This is a genomic window from Halobellus sp. (genome assembly GCF_042218505.1).
Classification (GTDB): Archaea; Halobacteriota; Halobacteria; order Halobacteriales; family Haloferacaceae; genus Haloquadratum.
The window spans coordinates 1-16,597 of the sequence record NZ_JBDGQZ010000019.1 but is presented as its reverse complement, the minus strand read 5'-3'; the positions used below and the strand labels follow the sequence as shown (position 1 = coordinate 16,597).

The 16,597-nt window shown below is 64.9% G+C and carries 15 protein-coding genes and 1 pseudogene; 8 read left to right on the top strand and 8 right to left on the bottom strand.

Going from position 1 to position 16,597, the window contains the following annotated elements; genetic code table 11:
* Positions 1–103: 103 nt before the first annotated feature.
* Positions 104–1,404: pseudogene (locus tag ABEI27_RS06470) on the bottom strand (MFS transporter).
* 335 nt (positions 1,405–1,739) lie between these two features.
* Between ABEI27_RS06470 and ABEI27_RS06465 the strand changes: the two are divergent.
* Together ABEI27_RS06465 and ABEI27_RS06460 are read left to right on the top strand one after the other, a co-directional pair.
* On the top strand, positions 1,740–3,563 hold the full coding sequence (locus ABEI27_RS06465) for an acetyl-CoA carboxylase biotin carboxylase subunit (RefSeq protein ID WP_375798592.1): 1,824 nt from the start codon (positions 1,740–1,742) through the stop codon (positions 3,561–3,563).
* Position 3,564: 1 nt separating this feature from the next.
* Positions 3,565–4,539 (top strand): biotin--[acetyl-CoA-carboxylase] ligase, encoded by a 975-nt coding sequence (locus ABEI27_RS06460; RefSeq protein WP_375798591.1) that lies wholly within the window; start codon positions 3,565–3,567, stop codon positions 4,537–4,539.
* A 39-nt stretch (positions 4,540–4,578) separates the two neighbouring features.
* Here the strand turns inward: ABEI27_RS06460 and ABEI27_RS06455 are convergent, their stop codons facing one another.
* Positions 4,579–4,857, bottom strand: a complete 279-nt coding sequence (locus ABEI27_RS06455) for a hypothetical protein (RefSeq protein WP_375798590.1) — start codon at positions 4,855–4,857, stop codon at positions 4,579–4,581.
* Positions 4,858–5,009: 152 nt separating this feature from the next.
* Here ABEI27_RS06455 and ABEI27_RS06450 point away from each other — a divergent pair, with 152 nt between their 5' ends.
* The 3 genes from ABEI27_RS06450 to ABEI27_RS06440 all read left to right on the top strand — a co-directional run bounded on the left by ABEI27_RS06450 (position 5,010) and on the right by ABEI27_RS06440 (position 7,568).
* Positions 5,010–5,807, top strand: a complete 798-nt coding sequence (locus ABEI27_RS06450; protein WP_375798589.1) for an inositol monophosphatase family protein — start codon at positions 5,010–5,012, stop codon at positions 5,805–5,807.
* An 88-nt stretch (positions 5,808–5,895) separates the two neighbouring features.
* Entirely contained in the window at positions 5,896–6,345 is a 450-nt protein-coding gene (locus tag ABEI27_RS06445) for an Lrp/AsnC family transcriptional regulator (RefSeq protein ID WP_375798588.1), read from the top strand.
* A gap of 83 nt (positions 6,346–6,428) precedes the next feature.
* Positions 6,429–7,568, top strand: coding sequence for a DUF63 family protein (locus ABEI27_RS06440; RefSeq protein WP_375798587.1), 1,140 nt, complete (start codon positions 6,429–6,431; stop codon positions 7,566–7,568).
* Positions 7,569–7,574: 6 nt separating this feature from the next.
* Here the strand turns inward: ABEI27_RS06440 and ABEI27_RS06435 are convergent, their stop codons facing one another.
* Together ABEI27_RS06435 and ABEI27_RS06430 are read right to left on the bottom strand one after the other, a co-directional pair.
* The gene (locus tag ABEI27_RS06435) at positions 7,575–9,077 is read right to left on the bottom strand and encodes an ATPase domain-containing protein (RefSeq protein WP_375798586.1); all 1,503 of its coding nucleotides are present in this window, start codon (positions 9,075–9,077) and stop codon (positions 7,575–7,577) included.
* A 365-nt stretch (positions 9,078–9,442) separates the two neighbouring features.
* Positions 9,443–11,137: a YcaO-like family protein gene (locus tag ABEI27_RS06430; RefSeq protein ID WP_375798585.1), complete on the bottom strand. Its 1,695-nt coding sequence runs from the start codon at positions 11,135–11,137 to the stop codon at positions 9,443–9,445.
* 133 nt (positions 11,138–11,270) lie between these two features.
* Between ABEI27_RS06430 and tbsP the strand changes: the two genes are divergently transcribed.
* The 3 genes from tbsP to ABEI27_RS06415 all read left to right on the top strand — a co-directional run bounded on the left by tbsP (position 11,271) and on the right by ABEI27_RS06415 (position 13,257).
* On the top strand, positions 11,271–12,098 hold the full coding sequence (gene tbsP, locus ABEI27_RS06425) for a transcriptional regulator TbsP (protein ID WP_375798584.1): 828 nt from the start codon (positions 11,271–11,273) through the stop codon (positions 12,096–12,098).
* Complete coding sequence (locus tag ABEI27_RS06420; RefSeq protein ID WP_375798583.1) at positions 12,095–12,265, top strand: hypothetical protein; 171 nt, start codon at positions 12,095–12,097, stop codon at positions 12,263–12,265. The genes tbsP and ABEI27_RS06420 overlap by 4 nt, the downstream gene beginning before the upstream one ends.
* A 104-nt stretch (positions 12,266–12,369) precedes the next feature.
* On the top strand, positions 12,370–13,257 hold the full coding sequence (locus ABEI27_RS06415) for a tetrahydrofolate dehydrogenase/cyclohydrolase catalytic domain-containing protein (RefSeq protein WP_375798582.1): 888 nt from the start codon (positions 12,370–12,372) through the stop codon (positions 13,255–13,257).
* Between the two features lie 27 nt (positions 13,258–13,284).
* Here ABEI27_RS06415 and ABEI27_RS06410 read toward each other — a convergent pair whose 3' ends face one another.
* From ABEI27_RS06410 to ABEI27_RS06395, 4 genes are all read right to left on the bottom strand, one after another.
* Positions 13,285–13,686 carry a hypothetical protein gene (locus ABEI27_RS06410; RefSeq protein WP_375798581.1) on the bottom strand — a complete coding sequence of 134 codons (402 nt, stop codon included), beginning with the start codon at positions 13,684–13,686 and terminating at the stop codon, positions 13,285–13,287.
* Between the two features lie 198 nt (positions 13,687–13,884).
* A complete protein-coding gene (locus ABEI27_RS06405; protein ID WP_375798580.1) occupies positions 13,885–14,475 on the bottom strand; it encodes an HAD family hydrolase in 591 nt (196 codons plus the stop codon).
* A 95-nt stretch (positions 14,476–14,570) separates the two neighbouring features.
* The gene (locus tag ABEI27_RS06400) at positions 14,571–15,776 is read right to left on the bottom strand and encodes an alanine--tRNA ligase-related protein (RefSeq protein WP_375798579.1); all 1,206 of its coding nucleotides are present in this window, start codon (positions 15,774–15,776) and stop codon (positions 14,571–14,573) included.
* A gap of 62 nt (positions 15,777–15,838) precedes the next feature.
* The gene (locus tag ABEI27_RS06395; protein ID WP_375798578.1) at positions 15,839–16,369 is read right to left on the bottom strand and encodes a multiprotein-bridging factor 1 family protein; all 531 of its coding nucleotides are present in this window, start codon (positions 16,367–16,369) and stop codon (positions 15,839–15,841) included.
* Positions 16,370–16,597 lie beyond the last annotated feature (228 nt).

Genomic DNA, 16,597 nt, shown 5'->3' with positions numbered 1-16,597 from the left:
CGGCAATCGTCGAACCTGTCTCGGTGGGCACCTGGTCCGGTGAGGCTGACCACTTCGCATATGAGTTCCGAGCGTGACTGTCGCCGGACGAGAATCTCGGCCCCTACTGCTCGATCGGTGCCTCCCGGAGCAAGACCCCGGTCGAACTGACGACGAGAACGGCACCAGCCACAGCGAGCGCGAACAGGGGGCGACGACGCCGCTGCCGAGTTGGAACGGAACGACGGCGAGTCCGCTGACCATCGCCATCGCACTGAGCACGGTCGCACGTCCCATCGTCTCGATACGGTCGGTGATGTACTGGCCGGCAAACGAACCCGTCCCGTCCGAAAGTCCGCAAATCAGCCGGAACGTCGGCAGCGCGAGCACGGGGACGAAGTACATCCCAACCAGCCCGCCGCCGCCGACGAAGAGGGGCCACAAAAACCACGTCCGAAGCCACAGACGGGCACGAATGGCTCCCGTATAGTACCGTAGCGCTTGCAAGTCTTCGCTCACTCGATCGCACGACTGCGTGCGATCGGTTGTGCAATCAGTTGCAAACGCTACTATAACTCAGACCCGCGCCGCAGAGACTGTACGCTGCGTAAAACCATCCGAACAGTGACCGCACCTGCGACTGCGAGACGCCGAAGTCGAGGACGACCGTCCCGAAAATCGGCTGGAGGAACACGAATACGAAATACATCACTCCGGCGTGGAGGACGCAGTAATAGCGGACGAACGCTCGTACATTCCGCTCTGAGATGGTTCGCCGAACGATTGACAGGGTGTGACGGAGACTCAACTCCCTCGTGTCGGTTCGCTCGTCGGTCTCGGGTTCGTCTACCGTCAGGAGCACGAGTACACCGACTGCGGTGACTTCGGCGGCGACAGACCACGGATCCGACAGATCGATACGCCCGAGATATCCCCCGACGACGGCCGCTCCGGAACCGATCGCCAATGCGATAGACTCGCCACGCCCACGAATAGGGGCGAACTGGTCCCCGGAGAGGTCGTCCGTGAGGGTATCATACAGCCACGCGTTTTCACTCCCAGAGCGAAAGTTGTAGCCCATCGACCAGCAGACGTACAGCACCGCGAGCGCCCAGAACGAACTAGACAGTCCGATGCCGAGCAGTGTGAGGAGGATGAGCACAGTACCTGTCAATAGATAGTTGCGCCGACTGACGCGGTCACCGACGTACCCTGTCGGAATTTCACCCAACAGAGTCGTCAAATTGTATATCGTTTCGAAAGTGGCGAGTTACGTGAAATTGAGCCCCTGTGCGAGAAAGAAAAATACACAATCGGGCGACAGAACTCGACCGCCTTCGTCGACTTATAGAGAACGTAGTTCAGAACGCTTCCGGGAGAAAATCGCCTGATCGCCGGAAGCGAACGGCCACACTGGCGTTGGATATGCGAGTGAGATAATGATTGTGTTATGACTCATCCGACAGCAACGGGCGATCAGCGCCGGTATCTCGGCTACATATGTCACTTCTCCGACGTTTCGGTGACCCCGCAGGGAACCCCAGTCAGTCTCCTTCGCGCCGCGTGCCGAGATCCCACCTGCTAACCGCGCTACCACCCGACGCCTCCGCCCGGCGAAACAGTCACTCGGCTGACTCATCGAACCCTTTAATAGGTGTTTCGGGGCCTTCTACATCCGGCTCGGAAGTTCGACGAACGTCGAATCACACTTCGTTCGGAATCGACAGATAGAGGTGCCGCGTTTCGGAATACATCGGCAAATGTTCAGCAAAGTCCTCGTTGCTAACCGCGGGGAGATCGCCGTCAGGGTGATGCGGGCCTGTCGCGACCTGGGCGTGCGAACCGTCGCGGTCTACAGCGACGCTGACAAGCACGCCGGGCACGTCCGCTACGCCGACGAGGCGTACAACATCGGTCCCGCACGCGCTGCGGACTCCTACCTCGATCACGACGCCGTTCTCGAAGCGGGCCGGAAGGCGGGCGCGGACGCTATCCACCCGGGCTATGGATTCCTCGCGGAGAACGCGGAGTTCGCCAGGCGGGTCGAGGAGAGCGACTTCGCCTGGATCGGGCCCTCGGCCGACGCGATGGAGCGCCTCGGCGAGAAGACAAAAGCCCGCTCGCTGATGCAGGCGGCCGACGTGCCAGTCGTTCCGGGGACGACAGAACCAGTCAGTTCCGCCGACGAAGTGAAAGCCGTTGCCGAGGAGTACGGCTATCCGGTCGCGATCAAGGCCGAGGGCGGCGGTGGTGGCCGCGGCCTGAAGGTGGTCCACTCCGCGGACGACGTCGAAACGCAGTTCGAGACCGCACAGCGGGAGGGTGAAGCCTACTTCGACAACTCGTCCGTCTACGTCGAGAAGTACTTGGAGTCGCCACGCCACGTCGAGGTTCAGATCCTCGCCGACGAGCACGGGAACGTCCGTCACCTCGGCGAGCGCGACTGCTCGCTTCAGCGTCGGCACCAGAAGGTGATCGAAGAGGCCCCCTCCCCGGCGCTCGACGCCGACCTTCGCGAGCAAATCGGCAACGCGGCCCGGCGAGGCGTCCGCGAGGCCGGTTACACCAACGCCGGAACGGTGGAGTTCCTCGTGGAAGATGGTGAATTCTACTTTATGGAGGTCAACACCCGGATCCAGGTCGAACACACCGCCACTGAGGAGGTCACTGGCATCGACGTCGTGAAGTGGCAGTTGCGGATCGCCTTCGGCGAGGAACTCGGATTCGATCAGGCGGACGTCGAAATCGACGGCCACGCGATCGAGTTCCGGATCAACGCCGAGAACGCCGCCGAGGACTTCGCGCCCGCGACGGGGTCGCTCGACACCTACGATCCCCCGGGTGGAATCGGCGTACGCATCGACGACGCCGTGCGACAGGGCGACGAAATCGGCGGCGACTACGACTCGATGATCGCGAAGTTGATCGTCGCGGCCGGGAGTCGAGGCGAGTGTCTCGCCCGTTCGGAGCGGGCGCTCTCTGAGTTCGAGATCGAGGGGATCGAGACGATCGTTCCGTTCCACCGGCTGATGGTGACCGACCGGACGTTTCGGGCGGGCGAACACACGACCAAATACCTCGATCAAGAACTCGACCGCGAGCGCATCGACCAGGCGGTCGAGCAGTGGAGCACAGCCGAAGCAGAGACAGACGACGATGACGAACCAGGAGACGACGCGTCCACCGAACGGGAGTTCACCGTCGAGGTCAACGGCAAACGGTTCGAGGTGAACCTCGAAGAGCGCGGTGCGCCGCCGATGCCGGAGGTCGACGTCGCCGCGAGCGGTGGGGGCAGATCGGGGGCCGGTGCGGCCGGCCCGGCGACAGAACCCGACGCGGGAGACGAGGAGGAGGTGATCGTCGAGGCAGACGGCGAACAGGTCACCGCCGAGATGCAGGGGACGATCCTCTCGGTGCCCGTCGCGGAGGGCGACGAGATCGGCGCTGGCGAAGTCGTCTGTGTGCTGGAGGCGATGAAGATGGAGAACGACGTCGTCACCGAACGCGGCGGGACGGTCTCGCAAGTACTCATCGACGAAGGGGACAGCGTAGATATGGACGACACTCTCGTGATACTCGAGTGAGATGAACGCGACCAGACGGGCGATCCTGGCGGCGCTCGCAGCGGGCCCAGTCACTGGCCCCGCGTTGGCGGACCGACTCGACGTGTCGCGAGCGGCCGTCTGGAAACAGGTCGAATCGCTTCGCGAGGCGGGGTTCCGGATCGAGAGCGGCGACGACGGCTACCGGGTCGAATCGGTCCCGGCCTACGGAGCTGCAGCGATCGAATTCGATCTCGACGCGCCGTATCGGATCGAATACCACGAGGAAATCGGGAGCACGAACGACCGTGCGCGCGAACTCGCCGAGGCCGGAGAAGTCGGTATGGCCGTCGTGGCGGACGAACAGACCGGGGGACGCGGCCGACTCGACCGCGAGTGGACCGCACCGAGCGGCGGGGTTTGGGCCAGCCTCCTGCTTCGGCCGAACCGGCCACCCTCGGCAGTCCCGATTTACACGCTCGCGGCCGCTGTCGCCGTCACACGTGCAGCGCGCGAGGCCGGTGCCGACGCACGAATCAAGTGGCCCAACGACGTCCTGGTCTTCGATTCGCGCGAATCAGCGCCAGAGACGGAAATCAGTAGAGACAAACTCGCGGGAATCCTGACCGAGATGGAAGGCGAGGCCGACCGCGTCTCCTGGCTTGTCGTCGGGATCGGGGTGAATGCGAACATCGACGCAGAGGCGCTTCCGTCGGGTGCGACCAGTCTCCGCGCGGAGGTTGGGGACGTTGACCGGCGCGTGTTCCTCCAGCGCGTCCTCGAGGAGTTCGCGTCGCTGACGAGCGAGGCGGGAGACCTCCGGAACGTGTTGGAGGCCTGGCGGGATCACGCAGCGACGCTTGGTCAGCGAGTGCGGGTACAGACGCCAACAGAGACCGCCGAAGGCGAGGCCATCGACGTCCGATTTCCGGGGTCGCTCGTCATTCGCACAGAAGGTGGAGAACGCGTCGTCACTGCGGGGGACTGTGAGCACCTCCGACCCAGCGGCTCAGAGTGAACGAAAACGCAGAAAAAACGCCCGCCGCGGCCGACTGCCTCAGTCCTCGCCGCCGTCCGTGAGCGGACGGCCGCCGGCAGTGAGGACACCGTCGGCGATCTGTCGCGCTTCGGCCGCCGAGGGTCGCGTTCCGTCGACGAATCGATCGCCCAGTTCTTCGACGACGGACATCACGTCGTCGAGTTCGCCCTGTTCTGCCACGTCGGCGAACACATCCCCGTAGGCGTTCGCTTCCCAGTGGCTGATCTCGTAGTCATACGTCTCACTGTCTGAGGCAACCGAGTATCGGAGTTGTCGGACTGCGTCGGACGGGTGCATATTGATGCGGAAGATCTCCATCTACTAAAATGTACTCGGACTCGTAACTGAGTTAATTAGTCGGTTATGCTGGGGGTGTCGGGACCCGACAGGCGGGCCGCCGAGTCCGCGACTCCGACACCCTTAGGAGACGTGGACGCCCCCCGTTCGATATGTCTCGTGACGAACGGGTCGGCGTCGCACGGCGGGCGGCCGGTGCGGGCGCGACGCTGGCCGTCGAGCGGTTCCGGACGGATCTCGACGTCGAACAAAAAAACGGCAAGACGGACGTCGTGACGCAGGCCGACCGAGACGCCCAGGCGGCCGTGATCGAAGAGATCCGCGACACCCACCCCGATGACGCGGTCGTCGGCGAGGAGGAAGGCGCACTGAAGTCAGTCCCGGAGACGGGTGCAGCGTGGGTCGTCGACCCGATCGATGGGACGAACAACTACGTCCGCGGAATCCGAACTTGGGGAACCGCTGTCGCCGCTGTCCGCGACGGCGACCACGTCGCCGCCGCGATCAACCTGCCCGCTCTCGGCGACGAGTACTGGACGGACGGGGAGGCGACGTACCGCAACGAAACCCCGGTCTCGGTGTCCGCCGAGGACGACCCCGAGGCGGCCGTCGTCACACCGACGATGTGGTGGGACTTCGACGCCCGCGACCAGTACGGTCGGGCCTGTCAGGCAATGGTCGACCGCTTCGGCGACCTCCGACGCGTCGGGTGCGCGCAGGCCGAGCTAGCCGCCGTCGCCGACGGCTCACTCGACGGTGTCGCCACCAACATCGTGGCGCACCCTTGGGACACGGTGGCCGGCGTGGCAATGATTCGTGCAGCGGGCGGGACGGTAACGGACCTCACCGGCGATCGGTGGCGACACGACTCCGTCGGACTCGTCGCCACGAACGGCAAAATCCACGACATGCTGCTTTCGGCGGCCCGCGAGATCGACGCAGCGGAGTGATCGGTGCCAACTCTCGCGCGTGGAGACGCGCCGAGAGACCGTGTGGCGTGACCACAAAGAGCAAGTCTGTGCGGGTCCAACGAACTCTATGCAACTCGACGAGACGAACCGGTCGATCCTCCGAATTCTCCAGTCTGATGCGCGCAAGCCGTTCAGCGAAATCGCCCGGGAGATCGAGATGTCCAGCGCGACTGTGCACGATCGCGTCGGTCAACTGGAGGACGAAGAGATCATTCAGGGGTACCACACGAAAGTCGATCCGCGGGCTGTCGGTTACGGAACGTCGGCAGTGGTCGGACTTCGTATCGAACAGGGTGAGGAGGATAGCGCGGTCAACCGACTCCGGAACATAGAGGGCGTGCAGGAAATCCACCTGACCACTGGCGAGTGGGATGTCGTTCTCCGGGTGTACGCTGAGGACACGGACCATCTCCGGGAACTGATGTTCGACAACATCGCGCGAATCGAGGGGTTCTCGCGGTCCCAGACGATGGTCATCCTCGGTTCCGAACTCGAATCCCACTCGCTCCCGATCTGACGGCGCCCCCGCCCCGCTCTCATCGGTGCGGGCCTCCGCTGCGGACCGGAATCCTCAACACGAACCCAACCGGCTTTGCGTGTATGTCGACAGTCGCCGAACGCGTCGGGGCCGAACCCGAACGGCTCTGGATCGGCAGCGTTCTCACCGCTATTGCCGTCCTCATCGGCGGGTCGATCGTCCGTCCTGAACTCGTCTACGACGGCTTCATCTGGCACTACTTCTGGGGGCCGGTTCAGGCGGACGCCAACTCCGCCGTCTGTGCAATCCGGCCGGAAAGCACCGTTGAGTACCTCTACAGCACGGCCGCCTGCGCGAATGCGGCCGAGCCAGTCGCCTACCCCGGCTACACGCTCGTCTCCGAGGTGGGCTATATGGTGACGCTCCTGGTCGCACTCACGGGCGTCGTCTTCCTCCTCCGACGGCTCGATCTGGGCACCGACCGTCAGTTCTTCTTTGCGCTGATCCCGTTCGTGTTCTTCGGCGGAGCACTCCGCGTCGTCGAGGACGCCAACGACGCCGTCCCCGCCGCTGAGGCACTCATCAGTTATCCACTGAATACGCTCGTCATCAGTCCGATCATCTACTTCACCGTCTTCGCAATCACACTCGTCGCGGTCGTTGCCGCCGTCGCGACGGCGCGCCGCGGGCTCGTCAGTCGATACGATCGACTCCTGTTCGGTCTGGGTAGTGCCACCCTCGCCGTGTCGCTGGGCTACCTCGTGTCGCTCGTGATCAGCGGGGCCGAGGGCGTCGAGTTCTACCCGCAGGTGCTCGGGGTCGTTCTCCTCGGGGCAACGCTGTCAGCGGCCGTTACGTGGGAACTCATCGAGCGATTCGCCCCCGCGATCAACGCCGGTACCGGTCGGGTCGGGTTCGTGGTCCTCTGGGGCCACGCGGTCGACGGGGTCGCGAACGTCGTCGGACTGGACTTTATGACCGCCCTCGGTGCCGGGCCGAATCTGGTCCCGAAGCATCCGGTGAATCAGTTCGTCGTCGACGTTACCGGCTCGGTTCTTCCGCCGTCCGTGCTCGCAGTGACGGGCGACACCTGGCCGTTCTTGCTGGTGAAACTCGTCGCCGCGACGTTCGTCATCTGGGTTTTCGAGGAGAGCATCTTCGAGGAGAGTCCGCGCTACACTATTCTGCTGCTGATCGCCGTGCTGGCCGTCGGTCTCGGCCCCGGAACGCGGGATATGCTCCGTGCCACCTTCGGCGTCTGAAGCGGCTTAGCAGCCGCTGTCAGGCGATTCGTCTTTCCACTCTGGGGTCCCGCGGAGAATCCCACGGAGTTCGGTGAGCGGGCCGCCGACTTTGATGCCGTTGCGGGTGATCTCGAACTCCCGAAGCGTCCGCTCGAAATCGCTAGTCCGCATCTTCAGGACGCCGATGACCTTTCGCATCTCTCCATTGATCTCGATGTGTCGGAGGAAGACGATGTTGTCAGCGAGGTAACTGATGCCCACGTTCGTCGCCTGAAACTCGCCGGTGATCGACGCGACCTCGTCGATCAGGACGACTGTCACGCCCATATTCTTCAGATAGCGACCGAGAGAGTGCAGGTGCGTGACGAGGTCATCCTCGTCCCCCTGGATACCGAGTTTGTACCCGGCGATTCCATCGATCATCACGATGTCGGCGTCTTCCTCTTCGACCTGTCGACGGACCCGCTGGGCGAACTCCTGCGGCGAGACGGCGAGCGGTTCGATCTCTTCGACGGTGAGCGTCCCGCGCTCGGCCATCTGTGCGACCGGAATGTTGATCGCCTCCGATCGCCGGGCGAACGTCGCCTCGGACTCCTCGAAGAGGTACATCACCGAGTGCTCGCCGCGACCGGCCGCTTCCTTCATAAACTGGGTCCCGGTCGTGGTCTTCCCGACCCCGGTCGGCCCGCTGATGACCGTGACGGTCCCCCGGTCCAGGCCCCCGTTGAGCAGTTCGTCGAGTTCTGGAATTCCAGATGAGATGGGCTCTGAGACGAACTCCTGGGCGTACTCTCCGGGCGAGAGTTGCGGGTGTACGACCAGCCCCTCGTCGGTGATTGTCATCCCGTGATTGCCGCTGTGTGTCGGCGACCCGCGGAACTTCGGGACGGCGATCGATCGGCCGGTGGAGGCGTACCCGAGTTCGATCGTTCCATCGCTCAGAAACTGGAGGTCGTCGTCGGGTTCGGACGCTGTCGCCTGCGTGGTAAACAGGACCGTCGCTCCGTGCTCGCCCATCAATCGCATAAACGACAGCGCGTGCTTCCGGAACTGGAAGTCGTCGCTAGAGAGCTCTCGAAACTGGGAGATCGGATCGACGAACACCCGATCGGGTTCGACCGACGCCACGCGCTCGGAGATGGCCTCGATGATCGGATCGCGCTCGACCGCGCTCGCCTCGAAGACGTCGTACCCCTGATCGCCGGTGAAGAAGTCCGACTTGGGGCTCAGATCCAGGAACTCGATGCCGTCGAGATCGAATCCGAGCGTGGCCGCGTTCTGTTTGATGTCCGCGGTCTGCTCTTCGAGGTTGATGAAGAGGGCAGTCCCGCCCGCCGCGAGACCCTCCGTGAGGTAGTGCAATCCCAGGATCGACTTCCCCGTTCCCGGGTCTCCCCGGACGAGGTAACTCCGCTGGGGGATGAGACCGCCGTGCAGGATCTCATTGAGGCCGGGCACTCCGGTCGAGATCCGGTCGATGTTCGGTGCCTCCGTCCTAGTTCGATCGCCGTCTGAGTCGTGAGTCATAGGTTGATGTCGATGCCGGTGTCGATTGGGTCACTCGGGCGTCCGCCTCACGGCCTGTGAGAGGAGTCTACTGCTGGTGTGACCGATCGGACCGCCTCGGTGCCCCGTGACGTCGGTGGACTGCTCCGAATCTTCCCTGGAACCGACCGCTCATTATAGTAGTGCCTTTGAACCGGGTTGTGGGACCCCACCGGCCGGCAGCGCCGCGGGAGGTTTTTATGCTGAAAGGCGGCCAGACGCCGTATCTCAGTATAGATTGCCGCACGGCGGACTGCGGGTGTCCGACACACCGTCGTGCGGGCGGTCCGTGTCGGCTGCTCACTCCGCGACAGCGACGCATCGGTCCACAAATCCGACCCCGTCGCTCAGGGAAACGGATGGTACGGTCGGTCCAGTTGCGCCTCGAACCCCAGTTCAGTCGGGACGGTCCGAGCCCGTGCACCGAAGAACGGATCTCCCTGGAACAGCGGCTGTGCGGTCGGAACGAGCACGCGGACCGCCTCGAACCCGAGCGACTCGACGTCGGCCGTCGTCAGGCGTGCGGCGTACGTTTCCAGGTCTGCCGCGCCGATTCGCTCTACGACCGCGTCGAGTTCGCCCGCGCCGTCCGGAACGGACTCCGGACCGACGCTCGCCGCCGGCACGGTCGCCTCGGCCTCGACGAACGACCGTGCCGCCTCCGGAAACGTCGCGTACTCGCCGATTGCCCCCCCTTCGGCACTCGCCTGCTCTGGTTCCATCGACCGCAACTCGGTCCAGTTTTGCAGCGCCTCCGCGAGTGCTGAACGCGCGGCCGCGACCGGGTGGAGCGATGCGTCTGACCCGACGGCAAACCGAGGCCACTCTCCGTCGCGGTGGACGGCCGCGACGACGACGGGAACGTCGACGTCCTGAGTGACCAGGAGCGTCGTCACCGTCAGCGCTTCCGCCCGCGCCCGCTTCCGGAGTTCCTGGAAGTGATCGTCGCTCACGGACAGCGCCAGCGGTTCGTACGACGAGTACCACGCCAGCATCGTCGCGTCCCGCTCGATCACCTCGTAGAGCCCCGAGAGCAAGGCCTCCGTTCCGCAGTTGCCGAGTCCGAGTCCGGTCGTGATCGCGGGCTTGTGCTGTTCTGTCGGCGGGGGGTAGTGGACGAACTCCGCCGGCAGCGACACGCGCTCGTCGCGCTGGAGGTCGACCCCATCGACCCACGGCAGCGGTGTCTCCGGAGCCACCGAGGGTGTGTCGTCCGGTCTGACGAACGCCGAGGGAGGCACCGGTCGTGAGCGCGTCCGCTCGGGAGCGACGGTGAACTCGGCGCTGTGATAGACGCCGGCGCAGTACCGTTCGAGGCCCTCTCCCAGTGCCTTCATAAACGCCACGTCCCAGTCCGGATCGACGCCGGCCGCGAACTCTGCCGCGCGCGTCTCGCTGAACGTGCTGGTGTCGACCGTCTGCGCCAAATAGTAGGGTACCGGGAACGACTCCTGTTCGCCGACCTGCGTGACGATGCCGGTCCGATCGTCGAGCGCCTGCTCCGCTCGGCCGAGCGCGTCGTCGACGCCGACCGTCCGGTGACCACGTCGCAGTTCACGGTCGCGGGATTCGGGATCGGGGACGGCGAGGATCGGCCGTTCCGCGGCGATACCGGTGCCGGCGACCTCGACGGCGGTTCCGGCGACAGACTCCGACCCGGCGAGAAGCGCCACGCCGCGTCGGCCCGCGAGTGCGCCAGCGAAGCGGACGGCGCTGCGATCGCCGGACGGCGACCCCGATGACTCGGTCGTCGCACCCACTCGCGTCCGGAGGTCGGCGAAGTCGGGGCTTCCGACACCGAAGACGGAAACGCCAGCGTCGACAGCAGTAATCGGATGCCCCCCGAGCCCGCCGATTTCCACTGTCACCAGGCGCTCAGCCCGCGACTGGACCGCGTCCAGCTCCCGTCCCGCTGGCGCAATCGCGAGCGTCAGCGCCGGGTCGTCGGGGTCCGCCCGAGTCTCGGCGTCGATGTCGGTGAAGGCGGCCCGGGCGGCTTCCGCGGCCGGGCCGGTCCCGACAACTTCGATTACGTGCGTCATAGGTCTCTTCTCGGGAGTGACCGAAAAAAATCGACGGGTCTCGGCTGTATCGGCGCAGTCTCTCGAATTGACGGGACGTGCATACAGGCACAACCGCGGTAAAATTAAGTAGATAACACATAACAATAGTCGTATGTCCTCCGAAACGAACGTACTCGCAGATAGCGTCGAGTACGTCCTCACTTCAGCCCTCCCCGGGGAATCCGACCACGGCCCCGTGTACGTCGTCGGCCCCACCTCGGCAATCGTCGAAACGCTCGTCACGCGAACCCTCAGCACGGACGACTCGCCGGGGGTCCGAGTTCTGGCCACTGAACAACTGCTGAAATCGGCAACAGACGACTTTCTCGTCGCCAGCAACGCGGCAGACCTGCTCGATTCGGGCGCGCTGGACCTCCGAACCGTCGACGCCCCCCCGGACAACTCGCTCGTGGTCACCGACTCCTCGATTATTGCGGTGGTCACCGTGGGCGACAGAGTTGCGGGGTTATCGACTGAGGACGACAGCCTCGTCGACACCGCAGCGGACACGTTCGCAGCGCAGTTCACGGCCGCTCGGGAGTTCTCGCTGCGAACGCCGGCGCTCTCGGACGTCAGGGAGTCTCTGGAGGCGGCCCTCGGCGCGAACGTCCGCGAGGAGTTCGATGCGGTGTTGACCTCCCTCGAAACCGTCCAGGACGCCCGTGCTGGGCTCGACGAGGTGACGATCAGCCTCCTCGTCGCCGCGCGGAACGAGGTGCTGCTATACGACGTCTCGAAGTGGGGCGAAGACGTCGGTATCGCCAGCAAGGCGACGTTCTCCCGCACCAAGACGGAACTCGAAGAGAGTGGGCTGATCAAGACCGAGAAAGTCCCAATCGATGTGGGCCGTCCGCGCCTGCGACTCGATCTCGCCGATAACCGACTCCGTGAGGCTGACGTGACAGATCTCGCCGCCGTGGCGCGAGACCTGCTCTATTGAGTCTGTCTGTTTTCGATGCGCTCACCACCCGCGGCTTCGACGAGGTGAGGCCGAATGAGGTCGGTGACCTGGTCGTTTGCGCTGTCAACGACTTCGACGACGCCGTCATCGAAGACGTATCCGGACGCGCCCGGGCACTCTGCGAGCGGTTCCCGCTGTACGAATAATCCGTTTGAGAGGGCGTCTCACTGCCTTCTGTACGGAGTCCGACGAATTCCGACGCGCCGACAAATCAGCACATTTGAAGTGAGCCACGCGCGCTCTGTATCATATGACGGAGATCATCGACGGTAACGCCGTCGCACAGGACATCCGAAACGGCCTGCTCGAAAGCATCGAGACGCTCACCGAGGCCGGAACGACACCGTGTCTCGCGACAGTGCTGATGAACAACGACCCCGCGAGTGCCTCGTACGTCAGGATGAAACACGAAGACTGCGAAGAGGTCGGAATCACCACGAAGGACGTCGAGATCGAACCCGACGCCCCCGCCGAGGAACTGTTCGACACAATTGACGCACTGAACGCCGACCCCGAGGTCCACGGGATCTTGGTCCAGATGCCGCTGCCGGACCACGTAGACGAGCGCGAGGTCCTGCGGAGCGTCGACCCCGCGAAGGACGTCGACGGCTTCCACCCCGAAAACGTCGGTCGTCTCGTCGCCGGAAACGCGCGGTACAAACCGTGTACACCCCACGGCGTTCAGAAACTCCTCGAAGCCGCAGACGTCGAAACCGAGGGGGCCGAAGCCGTCGTCGTCGGCCGCTCGAACATCGTCGGCAAGCCGATGGCGAACCTCCTCATCCAGAAGGACAAGGGCGGAAACGCGACCACGACGATCTGTCACTCCCGGACCGACGACCTCGCAGAGAAGACGCGGAGCGCCGACATCGTCGTCGCCGCCGCGGGCGTCCCCGAGATGGTCACGGGCGAGATGCTCACCGAGGGTACCGTCGTCGTCGACGTCGGCATCAACCGCGTCGAGACCGACGAGGGTTCGGAACTCATCGGCGACGTGGAGTACGAGAGCGCCAAAGAAAAAGCGAGCGCAATCACGCCGGTCCCCGGCGGCGTCGGGCCGATGACCCGCGCGATGCTCCTGTGGAACACGGTCAAGGCGGCCAGCGAGGTCGCCGGAATCGAAGTCGATCTACCGTAACGCGACGCCTCGTCGCGCCGGCGATCCCTATCGACTGAACCCGCTCGGGCCACCGGGACCGCCCGTCCCGCGCGGGCCGGAGGACCCCGCGATTTCGGTTGTCTCGACTTCGGGTTCGGGCGTCACTTCTTCGCCGTTGACGTACCTGACGAACGACAGGTACAGGTCGCGGCCACAGGGACTCTCTGCGGCCGGATCGTCGACGTCGTCGGCGTCGCTCCGGTCACTCGTCCACCGGGCGGCGTCGTTGTCGCTTTTGCCGCAGGTGAGGCGGATCCCATCTGCGGATTCGTAGTCGCCGCCGGGGGTGGTGTACTCCCATCCGACGAGCGGGTATGGCGTCACCGACTTATCCGAGAGATATCCCTCCCGGTCCAACTCGAAGACCGCGCCGCAGTGAGGACAGTAGTAGCGAACTGGATAGCTCATCGGTATAATTCGGTGACGAACGGACTTAACAACCCCGGCAGCGGGCGGAACCGTCCAGGGACTGCCGCTCGTCTCTCGTCTCTTCACCCAATGGTTTATTTGCGAAACCGCGGCCAACGCCGCTATGCGATGAGAGCGGCCGCGGGACGTGACGCGGGTGTGCGGCACGGCGTCCCGCGTGAGGAAGTGTGCCGCCTGTCAGCCTTCGTTCCGCTCGGCGGGTCCGGGCTCGAGATCACTAACGTACCGGAACGCGATGCCGGCGCGCTGGGCGGTCACCTCGTCACGCTCGGAGTCACCGACGAACACCGTGCGCTCGACGTCGGCGTCTAACAGTCGGACCGTCTCCAGCAGCGGCGCCGGATCCGGCTTCCACACGTCGAGGCTGTCACGACCGACGATTGTGTCGACGTGCGGTGAGAGGCCGTGCCTCTCCAATGCCATCCGGCAGGCGTCCTCGCAGTTGAGCGAGCAGACGCCCTCAGCCTCGAAGGTCCCGACGGCGTCCGCCGAGGGGAGTCGTTCGGCGCTTGGGGCCTCCGCTCGCTCGTGGTCGGCGATCGTTCGCTCGACGTCTGCACGGAGCCCCGCGTCGTCGGCCCGCTCCAGAAACTGCCACAGATTCTCGCCGGTCGCGTCGAAGCCAGCGGCCTCGAAGACCTCCGCTACGTCGCGGGTGACGACGTCCCAGTCCACGGGGAGATCCACAAGAGTTCCGTCGAGATCCCAGACGGCGGCGTCGAAGGTCGAGAGGGATCGCTCGGCTGTCGCAGGCGAACTATCGGTCATCGTCAGTCGTAGACTCCCCTCGGAAAAAGGCGCTTCGGAACGTCGGGGTCTCGGCGCGGCCGACCCGCGGGTTCCCAGACGCCTGACCGGGCAGATCAGTCCGACGGCTCCCACCCGCGGAGGAATTCGAGCACGTCTTGCGGCGTCGCGTCGAATCCACCGCCCTGCCCGAACGGTGGGCCACCGCCGCCACCGCCACCGTAGGCGTCTGTCACGCTCTCGACGACGTTTCCGGCGTGGACACCGCTGTCGGGGCCGGCAGCGACGACAACGAACGGCCGCTCGCCGTCCCCGATTGCGCAGATCACGCCGGTGTCGGCGACGGTCTTCTTGACCACTTCGCCGGCCTCGTTCGGGTCCGCGTCGGCGAGGACGCCGAGCCGCCAGGTCGCCTCACCGTTCTCGGACGCCTCGAAATCGGCTATCGCGGCCGACAGCGACTCGCGTTCGAGTTCTCTGATGCGCGATTCGAGGTCGTCGCGCTCCTCGCGGACCGTCTCGGCCGTCGCCGCCAGGTCATCGAGGTTGGTTTCGAGTGCCGCTGCGGTCGCTTTGAGCGCCCGGTGACGGGCGACCTGCCGGTCGATGCCCGTCGGGCCGACGGCGAACTCGACGCGCGTGAGTCCCTCGCCGGGATTCGACCGATCGAGGACCGTCACCGGCCCGACCTCTTGGGTGTTCGACACGTGCGTCCCGCCGCAGGCGGCGACGTCCCAGCCGTCGATATCGACGATCCGAACGGTGTCTGCACCGGCCATCACGCCCTCTTCGGTCTTCGTGTTGAACGCTACCTCGTCGCGAGCGGTCGCTTCGTCGGTCGGCAGTTCGTACCACTCGACCTCCAGGGAGTCCCACACCGCCCGGTTCGTCAGTCGTTCGAGCTCCACGAGCGTCTCGTCGTCGATGTCGGTCGAGGTCGTGAAGTCGACTCGGACCTTCTCTTCGGAGATATCGAACCCACCGTATCCGAGGTCGTCCAAGAGCCGGCGGCCCGCGCCGTACAACAGATGACTGGCCGTGTGGGCGCGCATACAGTACGTTCGGAAGTCGTCGTCGATCACCCCGGACACCGCTGTCCCGACGTCCACGGCCGGTTCTGAGGCGAGGACGTGGCGGACCGCCTCGCCGTCGTCCTGCACGTCGACGACGCGAATTCCATCGATGGTTCCGGTATCGGCCGGTTGGCCGCCGCTTTCCGCGTAGAAGTACGTGCGATCGAGCGTCACCTCGCAGCCGTCGACGTCAACGACCTCGGCAGTGAACTCACGGACAGTCGGTCCCGCGGGCGCGCGAGTCTGCATACCCGTCGTTCAAACGATCTGACGATAAAAATGCTGGTAGTTCCGGTCGGCCAGCCTGCCACTCACTCGTCGACCAGTTCGACGTCCAGTCGCTCTTCGAGCGCTCTGACGAGTGAACCGCCGACGCCGGCGCGGGTCGCCCGACCCTGTTCGACCGCGACGACGTCCGCCTCTTCGGCGTCAAATTCCTCAGCCAGTTCTTCGGTCGTCAGTCCGGCGTCCTGTCGGGCAGACTCGACGCGGTCGCCGTAACTGGATACCAGGTAGGGAAGCGGGTCGCCTTCGTAATCGGTTCCCCCTTCCTCCCAGTGGGAGGAGTCACCCCTCGTCTGGTCGTACATCCGGGCCTGTTTCTGTGCGGCGCGTTTGCGGCGCGAGTTCTCGCCCGACCCGGCCCCGCTGTCCGTGCCCGACCCCGAGCCGGACCCGCGTGTGTTCTTGCGTGAGTCATCGTGCGGCGCGCAGTCGCCGCAGACGAGCAGTTCCGCGCCGGCGACGTTCGCCCGGCGGAGGTTGCCAGTCGACCGTCCGCAGAGTTCGCAACTGTCCCCGTCGCCTCCGCCACCGCTGCCGCCGGTGGAGTACTTCGGCATAGCGCCTCGTACTGGCTCCATCGTTTAAAACGTACCCCCGTTTCGGCGGACGTGTCACGGACGCATCGCTGTCCGATGCGACCGTCGGAGAACTGTGCGTGGGTGCTGTGTCCCCGAAGGGAGAGCACCTGCATCGAGTGGCGGATTTTCCGCCGTGCGATGCGTGGGACCGGATTTGAACCGGCGGACCCCTATGGGACAGCGCCCTCAACGCTGCGCCGTTGGCCT